This is a genomic window from Frankia sp. RB5, assembly GCF_059816245.1.
The window spans coordinates 77,464-94,696 of record NZ_JCBATA010000020.1 but is presented as its reverse complement, the minus strand read 5'-3'; the positions used below and the strand labels follow the sequence as shown (position 1 = coordinate 94,696).

The 17,233-nt window shown below is 74.1% G+C and carries 8 protein-coding genes; 2 read left to right on the top strand and 6 right to left on the bottom strand.

Features of this window, described 5'->3' with window-relative positions; all coding sequences use genetic code 11:
• Window positions 1-178: 178 nt before the first annotated feature.
• From AC6EXY_RS13095 to AC6EXY_RS13070, 6 genes are all read right to left on the bottom strand, one after another.
• Window positions 179-4,816: a zinc ribbon domain-containing protein gene (locus tag AC6EXY_RS13095; RefSeq protein ID WP_499842343.1), complete on the bottom strand. Its 4,638-nt coding sequence runs from the start codon at window positions 4,814-4,816 to the stop codon at window positions 179-181.
• A gap of 370 nt (window positions 4,817-5,186) precedes the next feature.
• Window positions 5,187-6,860, bottom strand: coding sequence for an Hsp70 family protein (locus AC6EXY_RS13090; RefSeq protein WP_101830099.1), 1,674 nt, complete (start codon window positions 6,858-6,860; stop codon window positions 5,187-5,189).
• A 54-nt stretch (window positions 6,861-6,914) separates the two neighbouring features.
• Window positions 6,915-9,188, bottom strand: a complete 2,274-nt coding sequence (locus tag AC6EXY_RS13085) for a hypothetical protein (protein WP_499842342.1) — start codon at window positions 9,186-9,188, stop codon at window positions 6,915-6,917.
• 67 nt (window positions 9,189-9,255) lie between these two features.
• Complete coding sequence (locus AC6EXY_RS13080) at window positions 9,256-9,963, bottom strand: TerD family protein (protein ID WP_101830100.1); 708 nt, start codon at window positions 9,961-9,963, stop codon at window positions 9,256-9,258.
• 242 nt (window positions 9,964-10,205) lie between these two features.
• Window positions 10,206-11,390, bottom strand: coding sequence for a DUF475 domain-containing protein (locus AC6EXY_RS13075; protein ID WP_243407141.1), 1,185 nt, complete (start codon window positions 11,388-11,390; stop codon window positions 10,206-10,208).
• Window positions 11,391-11,824: 434 nt separating this feature from the next.
• Window positions 11,825-12,400 carry a TerD family protein gene (locus AC6EXY_RS13070; RefSeq protein WP_101830102.1) on the bottom strand — a complete coding sequence of 192 codons (576 nt, stop codon included), beginning with the start codon at window positions 12,398-12,400 and terminating at the stop codon, window positions 11,825-11,827.
• A gap of 939 nt (window positions 12,401-13,339) precedes the next feature.
• On the opposite strand from AC6EXY_RS13070, the gene AC6EXY_RS13065 reads away from it, so the two are divergent.
• Together AC6EXY_RS13065 and treS are read left to right on the top strand one after the other, a co-directional pair.
• On the top strand, window positions 13,340-15,397 hold the full coding sequence (locus tag AC6EXY_RS13065) for an alpha-1,4-glucan--maltose-1-phosphate maltosyltransferase (protein WP_101830103.1): 2,058 nt from the start codon (window positions 13,340-13,342) through the stop codon (window positions 15,395-15,397).
• Window positions 15,397-17,124 (top strand): maltose alpha-D-glucosyltransferase, encoded by a 1,728-nt coding sequence (treS, locus tag AC6EXY_RS13060; RefSeq protein WP_101830106.1) that lies wholly within the window; start codon window positions 15,397-15,399, stop codon window positions 17,122-17,124. The genes AC6EXY_RS13065 and treS overlap by 1 nt, the downstream gene beginning before the upstream one ends.
• Window positions 17,125-17,233: the final 109 nt, after the last annotated feature.

The following is a 17,233-nucleotide window of genomic DNA, read 5'->3' as shown; positions in this document are numbered from 1 at the left end:
CCGGTGCGACATCGCCGCCAATGAGCCACCTAAAGCCAACGGTTAATCAACCGGACACCAAAGTGGCCTTGGTGGAGGCAGCCCGGACGGGTGTCCCCACGGCCACCCGTTGCTGGCCAACGGCCCGCGGCGGCCCGGCCGCGCGCCCCTGCCAGGGCGGCCGGGCGGTCGCGCGGGTTCAGCGGACGACCAGGTCCTCGTCGGCCGGATGGGTGACGGACCAGCCGGTGGGATGCACCAGGGCGGGCAGCAGCCGCACGCCCCACGGCAACTGCGCGCCGTCGAGGGTGACATCGATGGTCCTGGTGACGGCCTGGTTGACGGAGGCGAGCCGAGACAGCTCGTGCGCCTCGGCGGCCGCCCGCGGCGGCGCGGTGCCCGGCCGCGCGAACAGGATCAGCTCACCTACCGGACCAGAGGCGTGCACCTGGACCCGCATGGTGCGCCGCCGCCAGCCGGACCGGCTGACGGTGTAGGTCACCGTGGGCTGGATCAGCGGGACCTCGCCCGCCTCGACGCTCCCACCGCCCAGCGGCAGGCCCGCCGGGACGGCCGGCGCGGCGCCGTTCGACAGGCTGGGGCTCAGCACGGCCGGGTTCCCCAACACGGCCGGATTCCCCTGGACCACGGGGCTCGCCAGGACAGCGGGGCTCCCCAGGACAGCGGGGTTCGGCAGGCCGGGGACGGCGGCCGCCGGCGCGCCGGCCCCGGCCGCGACCGGCCCGGTGGGACCGACCGGCATCCCGGTACCCGCGGGCAGCTGCGTCGCCCCGGTAGCCCCCGGCCCCACCGGCGCCCCCGGGCCTGCCGGCATTCCCGGGACCGCGGGTCCGCCGGGAACGACCAGAGCCCCGGTACTGCCGGGATGTGGGCCCGCGGAAGCGCCGGAGGCGGGACCGCCCGCGTTGAACGACGCCCGGCCGGGCTCGCCGGGCATCCCCACCACCAGCGGGTGGCTCGGAACGCCCGCCGGCCCGGCAGCGGCGGGCACGGTGCCGGCGTACCCGCTCGGACCATGCCCCGGCTGGCCCGCCGGGCCCGCGGGCGCGACCGGCCAGGGCTGGCCCGCGGGTCCGGTCTGGGCCGCCGCGGGCTGGCCGCCCGGCGTGAGCGGCGCGCCCTGCGGGCGGGCCAGCGGGCCGGACGCGGAATGGTCGATCAACGGGCTCGGGGCGGGATGGTCGCCGAGCGGCCGCGGGGTGGGATGGTCGAGGTGGCCCAGGTGCCAGGCCCCGGTGGCGGGCTCGCCCGGGCGGGCGCCGACCGGGACCGGCAGCGGCAGCGCCCCGGTGCGGGGCTGGGCGGGCCCGCCCAGCGGATGGGCGGCGGTGATCGGGTCGAGGCCGGCGGCCGCCGCGGCGCGGGGCGTTCTCGGCCCCATGGCGCCGCCCGCCGCGCCGATGGCGTACGCGCCTGTCCCGGCACCGGGCATCGGGTACGGCCCGGTGCCGTGCGGGCCCGTGCCGTACGAGCCGGCGGCGGGGGGCGGGCCGGCGGGCGCCTGCAAGCCGGCCCCGGGCTGCGCGCCGAAGGGCGCGGGTGGGCTTGGGGCGGTGTGCGGGCCGGGCGCGCCGAAGACGCCGCCGGGCGGGGCGGCGGGCACGACGGCCGGCGGTGGGTCGTCCCTGACGGCCGCGCGAGCGAGCACCGCGGTCCCCAGCGGGGCCACCCGGACGATCCCGCCGGCTCGGTACATCGGGTAGGCGGCCACGTGGTAGGCCCAACCGTCGGCGGGGGCGGCGAGATGCCAGCCGCCCTTGATCTCGAGGCTGGTGTTGGTCACCTTCGCACTGGCGGCGAGCGGGTCGTCGGGGCCGGTGGGGGACCGGTCCCGGCGCCACAGCACCCTGGCCTCGGTCACCCCGGGCGGCAGCTGGAACGACAGCACGATCGACTCGCCGCGGTCGTCGGCGCGCAGGTCCCGAACGGGCTCGATGACCACGTGGCGCACCGCGCGGCCGACGACGGCCGTGTCGCCGTGCACCGTCACCGGCGTGTAGATCACCTCGCCGACCGGGGCGGACTCGATCGCCTGCCCGGTCCGGCTGGTGGCCACCAGCCGGACGGGCCCGGTGATGGCACCGAGCGCCACGTCGTCGCCCTCCACCCCGAGGCCGCCGAGGGGCAGCGGTCCGCTGCCGGGCAGCACGGGTGGCGTGGTGGCGGTGGTACCGGGCAGCGGCAGCGGCCCAGAGGCGGGGCCCGCCACGGCCCCGGCGGGCGGGACGGAGGTGGCGTAGATCCGCACCTCCCAACCGGGTGGCGGCGTCCAGCGCAGGCTGGTGCGGCCACCGGCGGTGACGGCGGCGAGGTCGCGCACCGGGCGGGGGCGGGCGGTCACCTCGATCTCGGCCTCGGCGCCCGGCGTGCGTGCCGGCCGGCCGTCCGCGTCGTGGTACTCGACGAACACGCGGTAGCGATAGGTCTCCCCGACGACGACGTCGGGATCGTGGAAGACACCCCCGCTGACCCGGGCGCGGCGCGGCGCGTGCCGCCCGGGATGCGCCGGCACGGGCGGAGCCGACGGCGTGCCCGCCGGCGGCGAACCCGGCCCGGCCGCGACCGCCGCCGGGACCGCGGGAGCCCCGGACGCGGCGGTCCCGGCGCAGGCCTGCCCGGTGGGAACCGCCCCGGGCGCCGGTACCCCCGGCGAGGCAGGCCCGGGCACGGGCACCCCGGACGGGGAGGCGAGGGCGGGGGAGGCCGCGGACGGGGTGACCATCCCCGGGGTCCCCGCCGCCGGGGTCGAGGGGCCGCCGGCGGGCGAGGGGCCGCCGGCGGGCGAGAGCGAGGGCGGTGGCGGGGCGGCGAGCGACGGCACGATGAGGGTGCGCTCGACCGTCACCACCGACAGCGTGCCGTCGAGGCGCCAGTCCAGCCGCACCCCGGCGGCCGTGCGCTCCGCGCGCAGCTCGGCGAGATCGCGGATGCACACCACCGGCGCGGTCACCACCGGCTCGGAGCGGCGGTCCCCGCAGATGGCGGTGACCTCGTGCCGCACCGGCGTCCAGGCGGGCGCGCCGGCGTCGTACAGCTCGGTGGACCGGGTGGTGCCGAGGCTGCGCCGGCCGAGCGTCCCGCCGCCGTTCTCGACCAGGACGATGCGCTCCACCCGGTAGGACACCGGGCCGCAGACCGACGGCGAGGGCCGCCAGCGCAGCTGCACGGAGCCGTCGCTGCCGGCGGCGGCGGTCAGTTCGCTCGGCGGCGGCAGCGGCAGCGCGGCGAGCGCCGCCAGTGCCTCCCGGTTGTCGGCGGCGCTGGCGAGCACCGCGGCGAGCGCCGCCTCCTGGGCGTCCCCGGGCAGCGCCCGGGCGGCCTCCACCCGGCGGCGGATCAGCGCCTGGGCGGCGATGAGCTCGGCCAGCACCTCGGCGGGGCCGCGGCCGTCCGGACCGGGCACGTCGGCGGCCTGGGCGGCCAGCCAGCGGGCGTCGTCGAGCGCGGCGTCGGCGCGGTTGGCCGCGCGGGCCTCGCCCAGCGCCCGCCAGCCGGCGTCGGCCGCGCCGAGGGCCGCCGACACCCGGGCGCCGAGTTCCTCGGCGGTGCCGGCGACGGGGCCGCCGACCGCGGCCAGCACCGGACCGGCGGCGCCGAGCAGCTCCCCGGCCTGGCGGGGATGCCCGCCCTCCAGCGCGCGGCGCACCGCGATGAGCGCCTCGGCGGCCTCGCGTGCCTGGCGCAGGCTGTGCCCGCAGTGCCGGCAGACGACGGCGGCGGCCTCGGTCATCGAGCCGCAGGACGGGCAGGTGGTGTAGAGGTCGGTGTCGCAGTAGCGGCAGTGCCGGGCGGCGCCGGCGACCTCGGGCCGCCCGCAGCCCGGGCAGACGACGTAGTCGACGACCCCGCCGACGTTCACCGCGGCGCCGAGTTCCCGGGCCACCCCGAGGATCACCGACTTGGCCTGGGCCGCGGTCAGCCCGCGACCGGTGGCCAGCGCCGCGCGCACCAGCCCCTCGAAGGCGACGGCGGTGAGCTCCCCGTCGAGCACGACGTGCTCCTCGACGGCGGGGCGCAGCTCGTCGGCCGCGTCGGCCATCAGGCCGACGGTGTAGGCGGCGGGGTCGCTCTCGATGAGCCGGGCGGAAACCATGGCGAGCAGGTCCGCGGTGACCGTCTTCTCGCGGTCGTGGGGGCGGCGGTTGTTCGCCGCCGCCACGGCCGCGTAGGCGGCATGCAGCCGCTGCGGCGAGGCGTCCGGGGTGAGGCCGAGGAAGGCCCACAGCGAGGCGCAGGCGACGCGGTCCCCGCCGCGCAGCGCGGACAGCTCACCGAGGCGCTCGGCGATCTGGCGGCGGACCTCGGTGGGCAGCGGCTCGACCCCGCCGCCGACGCCGTCGACGATGATCTGCTCGCGGCTGAGCCGGGCGTCGAACTCCTCGACGGTGACGCCGGCGGCGACGGCGAGGCGGCGCAACCCCTCCACCCGGGAGGCGGGGATGCCGCCGAAGCGCTCGCGGACGGTGGCGAGGTAGCCGTCGACCTTGGCGAGGCGCTCGGCGTCCCCGCTGCGGCGGGCGGCGAGCACCTGAGCGCGGACCCGCTCGCGGGAGTCCTCCTCGCGCAGCGGCTCCTCCCACTCGGCGCGCCGGCGCACCAGCTCGGTGGCGAGCGTCGCGTACTTGGCCGAGTTGCGCTCCCGCTGCAGGAAGGCGAGGACCCGGACCAGGTGCGCGCCGACCTCGGAGTCGGTGTGGCCCACCGTCGGATCGAGCCCGGCGATCAGAAAAGGATCGGTGGTGTCCACCGAGGAGCTCGCGCGCAGCGGCGCCAGCACCCGCTGGCGGTACCCGCTGCCATCGAACGCCGCGCTCAACGCTCCACCTTCGTCCCACCTGCTAACCGGACCGGCCGGTCTGCCCGCCCGGTCCTTGGCTGCCGACGCGGGCGGCGGGACGGCAGGTCAACCGCCCCACACCCGCAGGCCCACACCTGAGAGTACGAAGCGACGTCCCGCCACGGGCGCGGACGCCGCGGTCGCCCGGTCCGGCCGTTGCGGGCGGCGGTACCGGCATCGCCGTTCCCGCCGTTCCCGGTCATGACCGAGCATCCGGGCTGAACCTTATCGACTTCGCACCCGGCGCCCGTAAGCGCCCGTGGCGGTGAATAATTGCCGACTGATAACTGTTAATACTGTGCGAATTCCGGAATCCGCAATAAAAGCGCAGGTCCCGGGGACGTCCAGGTCAGTCCCGCTGCTTCAGCAGGCTCACCTTGGCCGATTCGGCGGCCCGCATCTGTTCGGACCCGACCCCCGCATGCACCTGAAGGACCAGCGGAGTGGCGGCACCCTCGTGTGCGGCGGTTACCCGGATGGTCTGGTCCGCGGCCATCGAGAAGGTGACCTCGACGGGCGTGCCGCGCTGGTGGCCCGGCGGAATTCCGGTGATGGCGCCGGCGACGATGACCTTGTTGTCGTCGATGGCGGTGGATTCCGTCGTGGTGCCCTGCTCGAAGAGCCTGATGTCCACCTCGGCCTGGTCGTCGGTGACCGTGTAGAAGGTGCGGGTCACCGAGATCGGCAGGGCGTCGTTCTGGTGCGCGAGAAAGGCCGCGACCGGCACTCCACGGTCCTCGGCGAAGATGCCGAACCCTCGTGATGTGACGTTCGTCACCTTGGTGCGGACGAGATCGACGACGGACGCGGTCGCGAGCCCGGCCTCGCCGGCGCTGGCCGCCGCCGCCTTCTCCACGTCCGCGGCGTCCGCGGCCGCGAGCTCCTGGTCGGGCCGCAGCGCGCCACTGGCCACCAGGTCGGAGTGCACCGCCCGCTCGAGCGCCTTCTTCTGCCCGTAGACGGCCGCGCCCTTGGCCACCGCGAGGTCCGGGTCGACCAGGCGGGAGGTGAGCCCGAACGACTCCTCCAGCCGGCGGGCGACCACCGGCGTCTTGCTCATTCCGCCGACCAGCAGGCACAGGTCGATCTTCTCGACGCCCTTCTCCCGGGCCCGCTCCAGCACCGAGCCGGTGAGTTCCAGCGTGCGCCGCAGCAGCGGCCCGGTGATCTCCTCGAACGTCGCCCGGGTGACCGGCACGCTGACCCGGTGCCCCTTGTGCACGACCAGGACGTCGACGCTGTCGCGCCCCGACAGGGCGAGCTTGGCGTCCTCCGCCGCGGTGAGCAGCTCCTGCTCGTCGTAGACGTCGTCGAGCGGGTCGCCGGCGTCCGGCTCCGCCTCGGTGAACTTCTGCGCCAGGTAGCGGACCAGCTCGTTGTCCCAGTCCGCGCCGCCGAGCTCGTGGTCGCCGTCGGTGGCGACCACGGTGATCGCGCCCTCGCTGAGCTTGATGACCGTCGTGTCGAACGTGCCGCCGCCGAGGTCGTAGACCAGCACGGTCGACTCCTCGGCGCCGTCCTGGCCGAAGCCGTAGGCGAAAGCGGCGGCCGTCGGCTCGTTGATGATGTCGACGACCTCGAGGCCGGCGAGCTCCCCGGCGAGCTTGGTCGCCTTGCGCTCCTCGTCGCCGAAGTACGCCGGGACGGTGATGACCACGTCGGTCACCGGGATCCCGGTCGCCCGCTCCGCGTCGGCGGCCAGCGCCTTGAGCACGAGGCTCGACACCGCCGCGGCGCTGTACTCGACGTCGTGCGCGACGAAGCGCCAGTCGGAGGTGCCCATGTGCCGCTTGACGAGCCGGGCGACGTCGTCGGGGCGGATCCGCGCCTGCCGCTTGGCCTGGGTCCCCACCACGAACGACGTCGTGGCGCCCTCGGCACCCCCGTCGAACAGGACCACCGACGGCGTCGTCGGCTGGGACTCGATGTTGCGGATCACGTCCGGCCGGCCGTACTCGTCGACCTGGGCGATACAGGAGTAGGTCGTGCCCAGGTCTATCCCGAACACCTTGGTACCCGCCACCGTAAGAACTCTCCCCTTCGCAAAGTGTCGTAGCGTTCGCCGCCACCCACCCGCTCAGCGGGCGCGGTAGACCTCGGTCTCCGCGGGCCGCACGACGGTCGTCTCCCCACGGACGAAGCCGGGGCGCACGGTGCGGGCGATCGTCCCGTCGCGGCTCGGATCGTCGGTGGGCACGCGACGCACCCCCAGGTGCCGCGCCGGGTCGAAGGTCCCGCCCGGGACCGCTGTGTACGGCCGGACGTCGACGGCGAAGTCGAGGACCTGCAGCAGCTGTTTGCGCAGGATGCCGGCGACGCTCTGTGGATCGTCAGCCCCCAGGCTACCCATCTGGTCGTGCAGTCTGATCAGCCCCCGTAGCAGCGGGGCCATCGCCTCGGTCAGCTCACCGGCGCGCAATCGGCTGTTCTCGGCGTGCAACCGGTCGACCAGCTCGGCGTCGTGATGGCGCAGCCGGATGAGCTCGTCGAGCCGACCCGCCAGCCGCTCCAGCGCCACCGCCTGGACCGCGCCGAGCGGACCGGCGATCCCGTCCTCGGCCGCGGAGAGCCCGAGCACCTCGTCGCCGTCGCCCTCGGGCCCGGCCGCCTGGCCGGGCTGGGGCGCGGCGTCCGCGGCCGGATCGTCGACGGCCGCCACCGCGGCGGGCGCCGGCTCCTCGCCGGCCAGGTCGTCGGCCGTCACGGGCCCGAGCCCGCCCGGACCGCCGGCACGAGCGGCCGGGAACGCCCGGTCCTGCTCGGTCGCGTCCGCCGTGAGCTCGTCGCCCGCGGCGAATCCGTCCTCCGCCGGCGCATAACCGCTCTCCGGCGCGAACCCACCACCAGCGCCGAAACCACCATCAGCGCCGAAACCACCATCCGGGCCGTAGCCGCCCTCCGGCGCATAACCGCCGTCCGGCGGGTACGCGTCGTCCGGCGGATGCCCGCCGCCCGCGACGAACCGGTCGTCCGGTGCGCCGGGATAGCCGTCGCCGGCACGGGACGGCTCGCCGTAGGACCGGTCCGGCCGCGGCGGGCCTGGGTAGGCCGTGTCGGCGTAGGGCGCATCGGCGTACGGCGTATCGGCGTAGGCCTCCGGCGCGCGCCCGGCGTCCGGTTGCGCGCTCTCGGCATGCCCGGCCTCGGCGGGCTCGGGCTCGGCGTAGCCGGACCCGGCGTATCGGCCCTGGCCGTACTGGGCCTGCGGATAGGCCGGCTCGCCGTACGCCGGCTCCGCGTAACGTGGCTCGGCGTAGCCGGTGCCGTACGTACCGCCGCCATACCCCGCGCTCCCCCGCGCCGGGTCCGCCGCCGGCTGGCGCGTCTGGTCGTCGAGCTCCTCGGGATCGTCCCGCCGCCCGGCGCCCGGCAGTGCGAAGGGCCGCGACGGCCCGCCGCGGGCGAGCGGCCCGCTCTGGTCCGCGTCCGCCCGGTACCGGGGGTCGCCCTCCGCGTTCGCCGTCATGGTGCCGTCCACATCCTCGCGATACCCCGCCGGGACGGATCCATCGTCACGGCCGTAGGCCTCCTCTGTGTACCCGCCGTCCCCGTAGCCCGCGACGGCGGGTACGGCCGGCTGGTCCTGCGCGCCCCAGCCCGGCCGGGCCCCGCCCCCCGTCGAGCCCGCGGGTGTGGACCACGACGTCGCCGTCCAGCCGCCCTGCCCGGCGCCCGGACCGAGCGACGGCAGCCGGCGGGCGTCGACCGCCCGGTCCGCGGCGCGCTCGCGCGGCACCGGATCCTCGCCGTCGCCACGGTCCGCGCCCTCGTGCGGGGCGGCGCGCCGGGCGGGATCGACGTGGACGCCCCCGGACGGCGGGTAGCCGTCCGCGAGCCCGCCGTCCTCGGCCGCGCCGCGACCGTCGCCGACGGCGGGCTGGGCCTGCTCGGCCAGGCCGCCGGGCGGCACGCCGAAGCCGCGCACCCCCACCGGCACCGGGTCGTCCCAGTCCGGGTCGGCCGGCCGGCGCTCACCCGGGCGGCCGGTGGCGCCGGCGTGGCCGGGCGGATACGGATCCGCGGCGCGGGGGCGGGACGCGCCGTCGTATCCGGGCGCGGGGGCGTCATCGCCCGCCCGTGCGGGACCGCGCCAGGCGGGGAAGCCGCCGGTACTCGTGCCGTCGCGGCGGGCGGCGGCGCGCTCGGCGCCGCCGCGGCCCGGCGATGCCCGTTCCAGGGCGGCCCGTTCCAGGGCCGCGCGTTCGAGGGCTCCCCCGGCCCGCGGGTCGGGGTCCACCGGCCCCAGCGGGTCGGCGCCGGCGTCACCCGGCGGCCCCGACCGCGCCGGACCCGCGGGAAACCAGCTGGTCCGCTCGTTGCGAGGCGCGGGGTCGCGGCGTGGCTGGAACATCGGATATCGATCCTCCTCGCCGCCGGGCGGCGGGACCGGGGGGGTCATCGCGAGGTACCGGCGTGTCTCACTTACGGCCGGCGGTCCAGTCCAGCCCCCATCCGTATGCCTTGTCCAGGTCCCGGTGGCCGCCGACGTAGCGCACCTCCCGGCTCACCGTGAAGTCGTTGCCGGTGTTCGTCAGCAGCGCGATCGCGCACATCCGCGCGCCGCCGGCCCGCTCGTCGAGGCGCACCTCGATCGGCGCGCCGGCCGCCGGGGTGAGGGTGACGACCGCGTCGGCCTGGTCGAACGACGCGACGCCCTCGTAGATGAAGGCGAACACGAGCAGCCGGCGGATCTGACCGATCTGGGCGAGGTTGACGTAGAGGTTCTCGCCGCCGGTGCTCGCGCCGGTGCGGTCGTCCGCGTCGAGGACGGCGTAGGGCGGGTTGTCGAACGAGCCGAACGCGTTGCCCAGCGCCTGCACCACCCCGGAGCGCCCGTTGGACAGCTCGAACAGGGCGGCGAGGTCGAGGTCGATGCCGCCGGAGGCCGCTCCGAGCACCCGCTTGAGGAAGCCGCCCTTCTGCTGCTGCCCCCCGCCGCCCGGGTTCTGGTTCCAGTTCAGGTTGACGTGCAGCCGGCCGCCGCCGCCCTGCTTGCTCAGCGACACGCTGGGCGCGGACTTGGTCAGCGTCACCTTGCTCAGGGAAACCGGCCCGCCGGGGCCCGCGGGCGCGGGGCCCTGGCCTGCCGGCGGCGTCGCCGGACGCTTCGTGTAGTCGATGCCCATGGTCCGCTCCCTCGCGGTTGCCGGGCCGCTTCTGCGGTCGCCGGATGTCTGGTCTGCGCTCAAGTGGGTGGATCAGTGATGGATGCGACCGCGCGGCGGCGCACCCGGCCGATCGACGCCCCCGTCGGCTGTGTCCGGATCCTGGCCCCCCGACAATGTCACATCCGTACTGGATCACTCCACCGCGGATGGATCACTCCAGACCAGGGCACTGCGGCCGCCGGTGGGCGGCCGCCGCGTCGTCACAGCGGGGCGCCGACCGCCTCGCGGGGCTGGCCGCGGCCGTCCTCGTCGCCGTCCGCGTCCGGCCCGTCCGGCTCGTCCGCCTGCCGCCGGCGGTGCCGGATGGACGACAGCAGCGACAGCCCGATGAAGGCCACACCGACGAGGCCGGTGACGACCTCCGGTACCTCCGTCTCGATCGAGATGGCCAGGATGATGGCCAGGGCTCCGATCGCGTAGTGGGCGCCGTGCTCCAGGTAGATGTACTCGGACAGGGTGCCCCGCCGGACGAGGTAGACGGTCAGCGACCGGATGTACATCGCGCCGATGCCGAGTCCCGCGGCGATGACGAAGATGTTCTGGGAGATCGCGAACGCCCCGACGACGCCGTCGAACGAGAACGACGCGTCGATGACCTCCAGGTAGAGGAACAGGAACGCCGCCGCCTTCCCGGTGGCGAGCACCAGCTTCGGCGGGCCCGAGCGGCCGGCCGGGGCGGCGGCGGTGCCGGCGCGCTCCACGGCCTCGGAGCTCCCGCCGACCTCGTCCTCGTCGTCGTCCTCGGCGCCGACGCCGCGGGACTCGAAGAACTCCCCGAGGCCGCGCACCGCCAGATAGGTCGCCAGGCCCGCGACGCCAGCGGTGAGCACCTGCTGGGTGTGGTCGCCGGAGAACGCCTCGCCCACGACGAGCAGCGCGATCAGGGCGACCACGATCGGGATGACCTCGAGCTGGCCGGCACGGCGCAGCGGCTCCTCCAGCCTCCGGATCCACTGCACCTCCCGCTCGGTGTCGAACAGGAAGTCCAGGAACAGCATGAACAGGAAGATCCCGCCGAAGGCCGCGATCGCGGGATGCGCGTCGTGCAGCTTCTCCCCGTAGGTGGCGCTGTCGTTGAGCGCCAGGTCGAAGACCTCGATCGGGCCGAGGTGCGCGGTCAGCGCGACGATCACGATCGGGAAGACCAGCCGCATACCGAACACGGCGATGAGCACGCCGAGCGTCAGGAAGAGCTTCTGCCAGAACGCGCTCATCCGGCGCAGGATCGTCGCGTTGATGACCGCGTTGTCGAAGGAGAGGCTGATCTCAAGGACCGCCAGGATGGCCACCAGGGCCGCGTCCCGGGGACCGCCGAGCACTCCCGCCGCGGCCACCCCCAGCGCGGTGATCGCCAGCGACCACCCGAAGATCCGCAACGCGTGCACGCCCATCAACACCTTCCCGGACCGATCACGAGACCCCGACCGTGCCGCGAGGGCGGATCCGCGGTCCGTCGGACCCCGCCTCATCGCCTGTAGCAGCCGGAGACCGCGTCGGTCCCGGAGCCGAGTGGCCCCGGGCGGCGGTCGACGGCATCGTAGCTGCTCATCCGGTATGAGCGACCTGACAATTGGGTTACACCGGATGGGCCCGCGCCTGTCCGCGCACCGCGCCCCACACCCTGCGAACGGGCGCCGGGGGCGCTGGATCGCCGGCGGTCGTCCCTACCGCGGCGCGAGGGCGCACCCGGGATCGCCCTCGCGCTCCCGGGCCCGCCGCGGCGAGCGGCGCGGATCGACCCCGGTCACAGGACCGGGACCGATCCGGGCGGGGCCGGGCGTCCCAGCCCGGCTCTCCCCCATCGTCGCCCGCCCCGGCGTCAGACGTTGACGCCGAAGTCCCGCGCGATCCCGGCGAGGCCGGAGGCGTAGCCCTGGCCGACGGCGCGGAACTTCCAGTCCGCGCCGTGCCGGTACACCTCACCGAAGACCATCGCGGTCTCGGTGGAGGCATCCTCGGTGAGGTCGTAGCGGGCGATCTCGGTGCCGCCGGTGCCGTTGACGACGCGGATGAAGGCGTTGCGGACCTGGCCGAAGTTCTGCTGGCGCGAGTCCGCGTCGTAGATGGAGACCGGGAAGACGATCTTGTCGACGTCCGTCGGCAGCGACGTGAGGTTCACCGTGATGGCCTCGTCGTCGCCCTCGCCCTCACCGGTGAGGTTGTCGCCCTGGTGCTGGATGGCGCCGTCCGGGCTCTTCAGGTTGTTGAAGAAGACGAAGTGCCCGTCCGAGACGACCTTGCCGTCCCCCCGGCACGCGATGGCGCTGGCGTCGAGGTCGAAGTCGGCGCCGGTCGTGCTGCGCACGTCCCAGCCGAGGCCGACCAGGATGCTGGTCAGGCCGGGCGCCTCCTTGGACAGCGACACGTTGCCGCCCTTGCTGAGGCTTACTCCCACGATGTCCTCCTGCTGTGCGTTCCGCTGTGGTTTTGCTGTCCGGCCGGCGCCGGGCGGTGTAGCCCGGCGCAGCGCCCGATGATCGCCGGGCGCCGCCGGACAGTGTCACCGGGCGCTGCGGCCCGAGTGCTGTGCCCCGGGGCCGCGGCCCCGAGCGCTGTGACGCTGTGTGTTGTAGACGCTGTGTAGTAATGGTGGTGTGCGTGGCCGGACCTGCGGCGTGCCGGCGGCGGGACCGCCGTCCGACGCGCGGGGCGGCCACGCTCCGGGCACAGCGCCGGCCTCGGGTGGTCCCCGGCGGCCGGGCGCCGGCAGCCTGCTGCCGGACGCGATCGCCACGGTGAGTGTCCACCCGCGGGCCACGCAGCGGAGTACGTGTGCACTGCGGGACGAACGAGTCGCGCCCGAGGTTCCCGCCGCCTCGCTCTCCGCTCCGCTCGCGCGCGCCCGCCGACGGGACGGGTATACCGGTCCGGGCGGCCACCCCGCCGTCTCCAACCCGACAGATGTCGGCACGAGTCCGCCGAAGCCGCACGGCCCGACGCCGGCCGGCCCGCGCGCCGACCGCGCCGACCGCGCCGAGGCCTGTGTCACATGGCCGAAACGTGCCCGGTACACGCGCTCGGCGGACACAAGTGTGACACCCACCACGAACACAACGGCAGCCGTCCGCCGGATCGGCGGCGAAGCGCGCGATCTGTCACCGGCCTGTCAGCGAACGTGCACGCCGGAGCGCACAACGGACGAGGTTCGGACGTTCGTGGGCTCCGCAACTGGGGAACATCGGCTTCAGCGCGAACCATCCGGGCGGGGCAGACAGACCCACCCCAACACCAACAATCACCCACGTGATGGTCGCGGGCAGTTCACGCAGAGGTGTCGCTATTCGCCACGTGCAGGGCGGACCATTGAGGTGTGGTTCGTCTGGATAAGGTCGCCATGATGATCGGACGTTCAGTAGGCCGGGTTGTCATCTCCGACGTGACCCCGGTCGTGTCGTGTGGCCAGTGGCCCACGCGCGCGGTCGTGGGCGAAAACTTCACCGTGTCCGCGACCGTCTTCCGGGAGGGTCACGATCTCATCGGCGCGAACGCCGTGCTGTCCGGGCCGGACGGCCGGGGCACGCCGTTCGTCCGGATGAGGTCGGCGGGACCGGGCACCGACCGCTACGAGGCGGAGATCACTGCGGGCGACACCGGCCTGTGGGGGTTCCGCGTCGAGGCATGGGCGGATCCGGTCGCCACCTGGCAGCACGGCATCGAGCTGAAGGTCGGCGCGGGCCAGACCGTCGACGAGCTCGCGGTCGACTTCGAGGACGGCGCGCGGCTGCTGCTGCGGGCGCTGCCGGGCGTGCCCGAGGGCCGCCGTGCGGAGATCGCCCGGGCCGTCGCCACGCTGCGCGACGACGGTATCGAGGATCCCGCCGCCCGCATCGTCGCCGCGCTCGACCCGCGCCTGACCAGTCTGCTCGCCGCGTTCCCACTGCGCGACCTGATCACCCGCTCGCCGCTCTACCGGATGTGGGTCGACCGGCCGCGGGCGCTGTTCGGCAGCTGGTACGAGATGTTCCCCCGCTCGGAGGGGGCCACGCTCGACCCACCCCGCTCGGGCACGTTCCTGACCGCGGCCGAGCGACTGCCCGCCATCGCCGACATGGGCTTCGACGTGGTCTACCTGCCGCCGATCCACCCGGTCGGCGAGATCAACCGCAAGGGCCCGAACAACACCCTCACCCCCGGTCCCGACGACCCCGGATCGCCGTGGGCGATCGGCAGCGAGCACGGCGGCCACGACGCGGTGCATCCGGACCTCGGCACGATCGACGACTTCGACCTGTTCGTCGCCCGCGCCCGTTCCCTGGGCATGGAGGTCGCGCTCGACCTCGCCCTGCAGTGCGCGCCGGACCACCCGTGGGCAAAGCGCCACCCGGAGTGGTTCGTCGTGCGCAGCGACGGCTCGATCGCCTACGCCGAGAACCCGCCGAAGAAGTACCAGGACATCTACCCGCTGAACTTCGACGCCGACCCGACCGGGCTCTACCAGGAGATCCTGCGCGTCGTCCGGCACTGGACCGCGCACGGTGTGCGCATCTTCCGCGTCGACAATCCGCACACGAAGCCGGTGGAGTTCTGGGAGTGGCTCATCGGCCAGGTGAAGGCGACCGAGCCGGACGTGCTTTTCCTCGCCGAGGCATTCACCCGGCCGGCGATGATGCACACGCTGGCCAGGGTCGGCTTCACCCAGTCATACACCTACTTCACGTGGCGCAATACGAAGTGGGAACTGGAGGAGTACGCCGGTGAACTGGTGGCCGCCGGCCACTACATGCGGCCCAACTTCTTCGTGAACACCCCGGACATCCTGCCGGGCTACCTGGTGGACGGCGGTGAGCCCGCCTTCCGTATCCGCGCGTTGCTCGCGGCGACGCTCTCGCCGACCTGGGGCGTCTACGCCGGGTACGAGCTGTACGAGCGCACCCCGGTGCGCCCGGGCAGCGAGGAGTACCTCGACTCGGAGAAGTACCAGTACCGGCCGCGGGACTGGGCCGGCGCCGAGCGGGCGGGCCGTTCCCTCGCGCCCTACCTGACCCGGCTCAACCAGATCCGCCGGGCCCACCCGGCGCTGCAGTGGCTGCGCAACCTGCACCTGCACCACGCCGACAGCGATCAGATCATGGTCTACTCCAAGCGGCTGGCGCCGGCGGACGTCGCGGGTGCCGGGAAGGCCCCGGGCGGGGCGGCGACGGCGCCGGTGGCCACCGCCGGTGGCGCGCGGGTCGGCGACGCGGTGCTCGTCATCGTCAACCTCGACCCGCACCAGGCCCACGAGACCACCGTCCGCCTCGACCTGCCCGCGCTCGGCCTGGACTGGTCCGACGCGCTGGAGGTCACCGACGAGATCACCGGCGCCACCTATCGCTGGGGTCAGGACAACTACGTCCGGCTCGACCCGGCAGTGGAGCCCGCACATGTCTTCACCGTGCGGGCGGTCTCGTGATGGAAGAGCCGCAACCACTGAGCGAACCCATCGGCGCCGACACACCCCGCCCGGGCCCCGCGGGCCCGGTCGGCGAGTCGGCGCGAGACCCGCACTGGTACAAGCGGGCCGTCTTCTACGAGGTGCTGATCCGGGGCTTCGCCGACTCCAACGGCGACGGCACCGGCGACATCCGCGGCCTGATCTCCAAGCTCGACTACCTGGAATGGCTCGGTGTCGACTGCCTCTGGCTGCTGCCGATCTACGCCTCCCCGCTGCGTGACGGCGGCTACGACATCAGCGACTACTTCCAGATCCTGCCGGAGTTCGGTGATCTGGGCGATTTCGTCAGCCTGGTCGACGAGGCGCACCGGCGCGGCATCCGGATCATCGCCGACCTGGTGATGAACCACACCTCGGACGAGCATCCCTGGTTCCAGGCGTCCCGCTCGGACCCGGCCGGGCCGTTCGGCGACTTCTACGTCTGGTCGGACACGGACGAGCGCTATCCCGACGCCCGGATCATCTTCGTCGACACGGAGAAGTCGAACTGGTCCTGGGACCCGGTGCGCGGCCAGTACTACTGGCACCGGTTCTTCTCCCACCAGCCCGACCTCAACTATGACAATCCCGACGTCCAGGAGGCGATGCTCGAGGTCCTGCGCTTCTGGCTGGACCTCGGGATCGACGGATTCCGCCTCGACGCGGTGCCCTACCTCTACGTCCGCGACAACACCAACGGCGAGAACCTGCCGGAGACGCACGACTACCTCAGGCGGGTCCGCAAGGAGGTCGACGCCAAGTACGCCGACCGGGTGCTGCTCGCCGAGGCCAACCAGTGGCCGTCCGATGTCGTCGAGTACTTCGGCAACGACGACGAGTGCCACATGGCGTTCCATTTCCCGCTGATGCCGCGCATCTTCATGGCGGTGCGGCGGGAGTCGCGCTACCCCATCTCGGAGATCCTGTCCCAGACCCCGCAGATCCCGCCGAACTGCCAGTGGGGCATCTTCCTGCGCAACCACGACGAGCTCACCCTGGAGATGGTGACCGACGAGGAGCGCGACTACATGTGGGCGGAGTACGCCAAGGACCCCCGCATGAAGGCGAACATCGGCATCCGCCGCCGCCTCGCGCCGCTGCTGGACAACAGCCGCGACCAGATGGAGCTGTTCACCGCGCTGCTGCTGTCGCTGCCGGGCTCGCCGGTGCTGTACTACGGCGACGAGATCGGCATGGGCGACAACATCTACCTCGGCGACCGGGACGGCGTGCGCACGCCGATGCAGTGGTCGCCCGACCGCAACGCGGGTTTCTCCACCGCCGACCCGGCCCGGCTCTACCTGCCACTGATCATGGATCCGGTGTACGGCTACCAGGCACTGAACGTCGAGGCCGGGCAGCGGATGCAGACGTCGTTCCTGGCCTGGACGAAGCGGATGATCGAGGTCCGCAAGCGCCACCCCGTCTTCGGTCTGGGCAGCTATGAGGAGCTCGGCGCCTCCAATCCGTCGGTCTTCGCCTTCGTGCGGGAATTCGGCGACGACCGGGTGCTGTGCGTCGCGAACCTGTCCCGCTTCGCCCAGCCGGTGGAGCTTGATCTGCGGCGTTTCGAGGGAATGGTGCCGGTGGAGCTGCTCGGCCGGGTGCACTTCCCGCCGATCGGCGAGCTGCCCTACCTGCTGACGCTGCCCGGTCACGGACATTACTGGTTCGCGTTGACCAGACCGGGGGAATTCACCCCCTAGCCCCATCCGACAGACGGGGGGAGAGTAGAAGTGGCGCTCATGGGCCGTCCACGGCCGGCTGGCCGGGGCACGGAGCCACCAGGCCGGTGCGTCGCCGCCGGAGCGGGGG

Bases quoted from the DNA above. Each gene is read 5' to 3' on its own strand.
- AC6EXY_RS13085 (WP_499842342.1), bottom strand. From the start codon at position 9,188: ATGTTCCAGCCACGCCGCGACCCCGCGCCTCGCAACGAGCGGACCAGC.
- AC6EXY_RS13080 (WP_101830100.1), bottom strand. From the start codon at position 9,963: ATGGGCATCGACTACACGAAGCGTCCGGCGACGCCGCCGGCAGGCCAG.
- AC6EXY_RS13065 (WP_101830103.1), top strand. From the start codon at position 13,340: ATGATGATCGGACGTTCAGTAGGCCGGGTTGTCATCTCCGACGTGACC.
- treS (WP_101830106.1), top strand. From the start codon at position 15,397: ATGGAAGAGCCGCAACCACTGAGCGAACCCATCGGCGCCGACACACCC.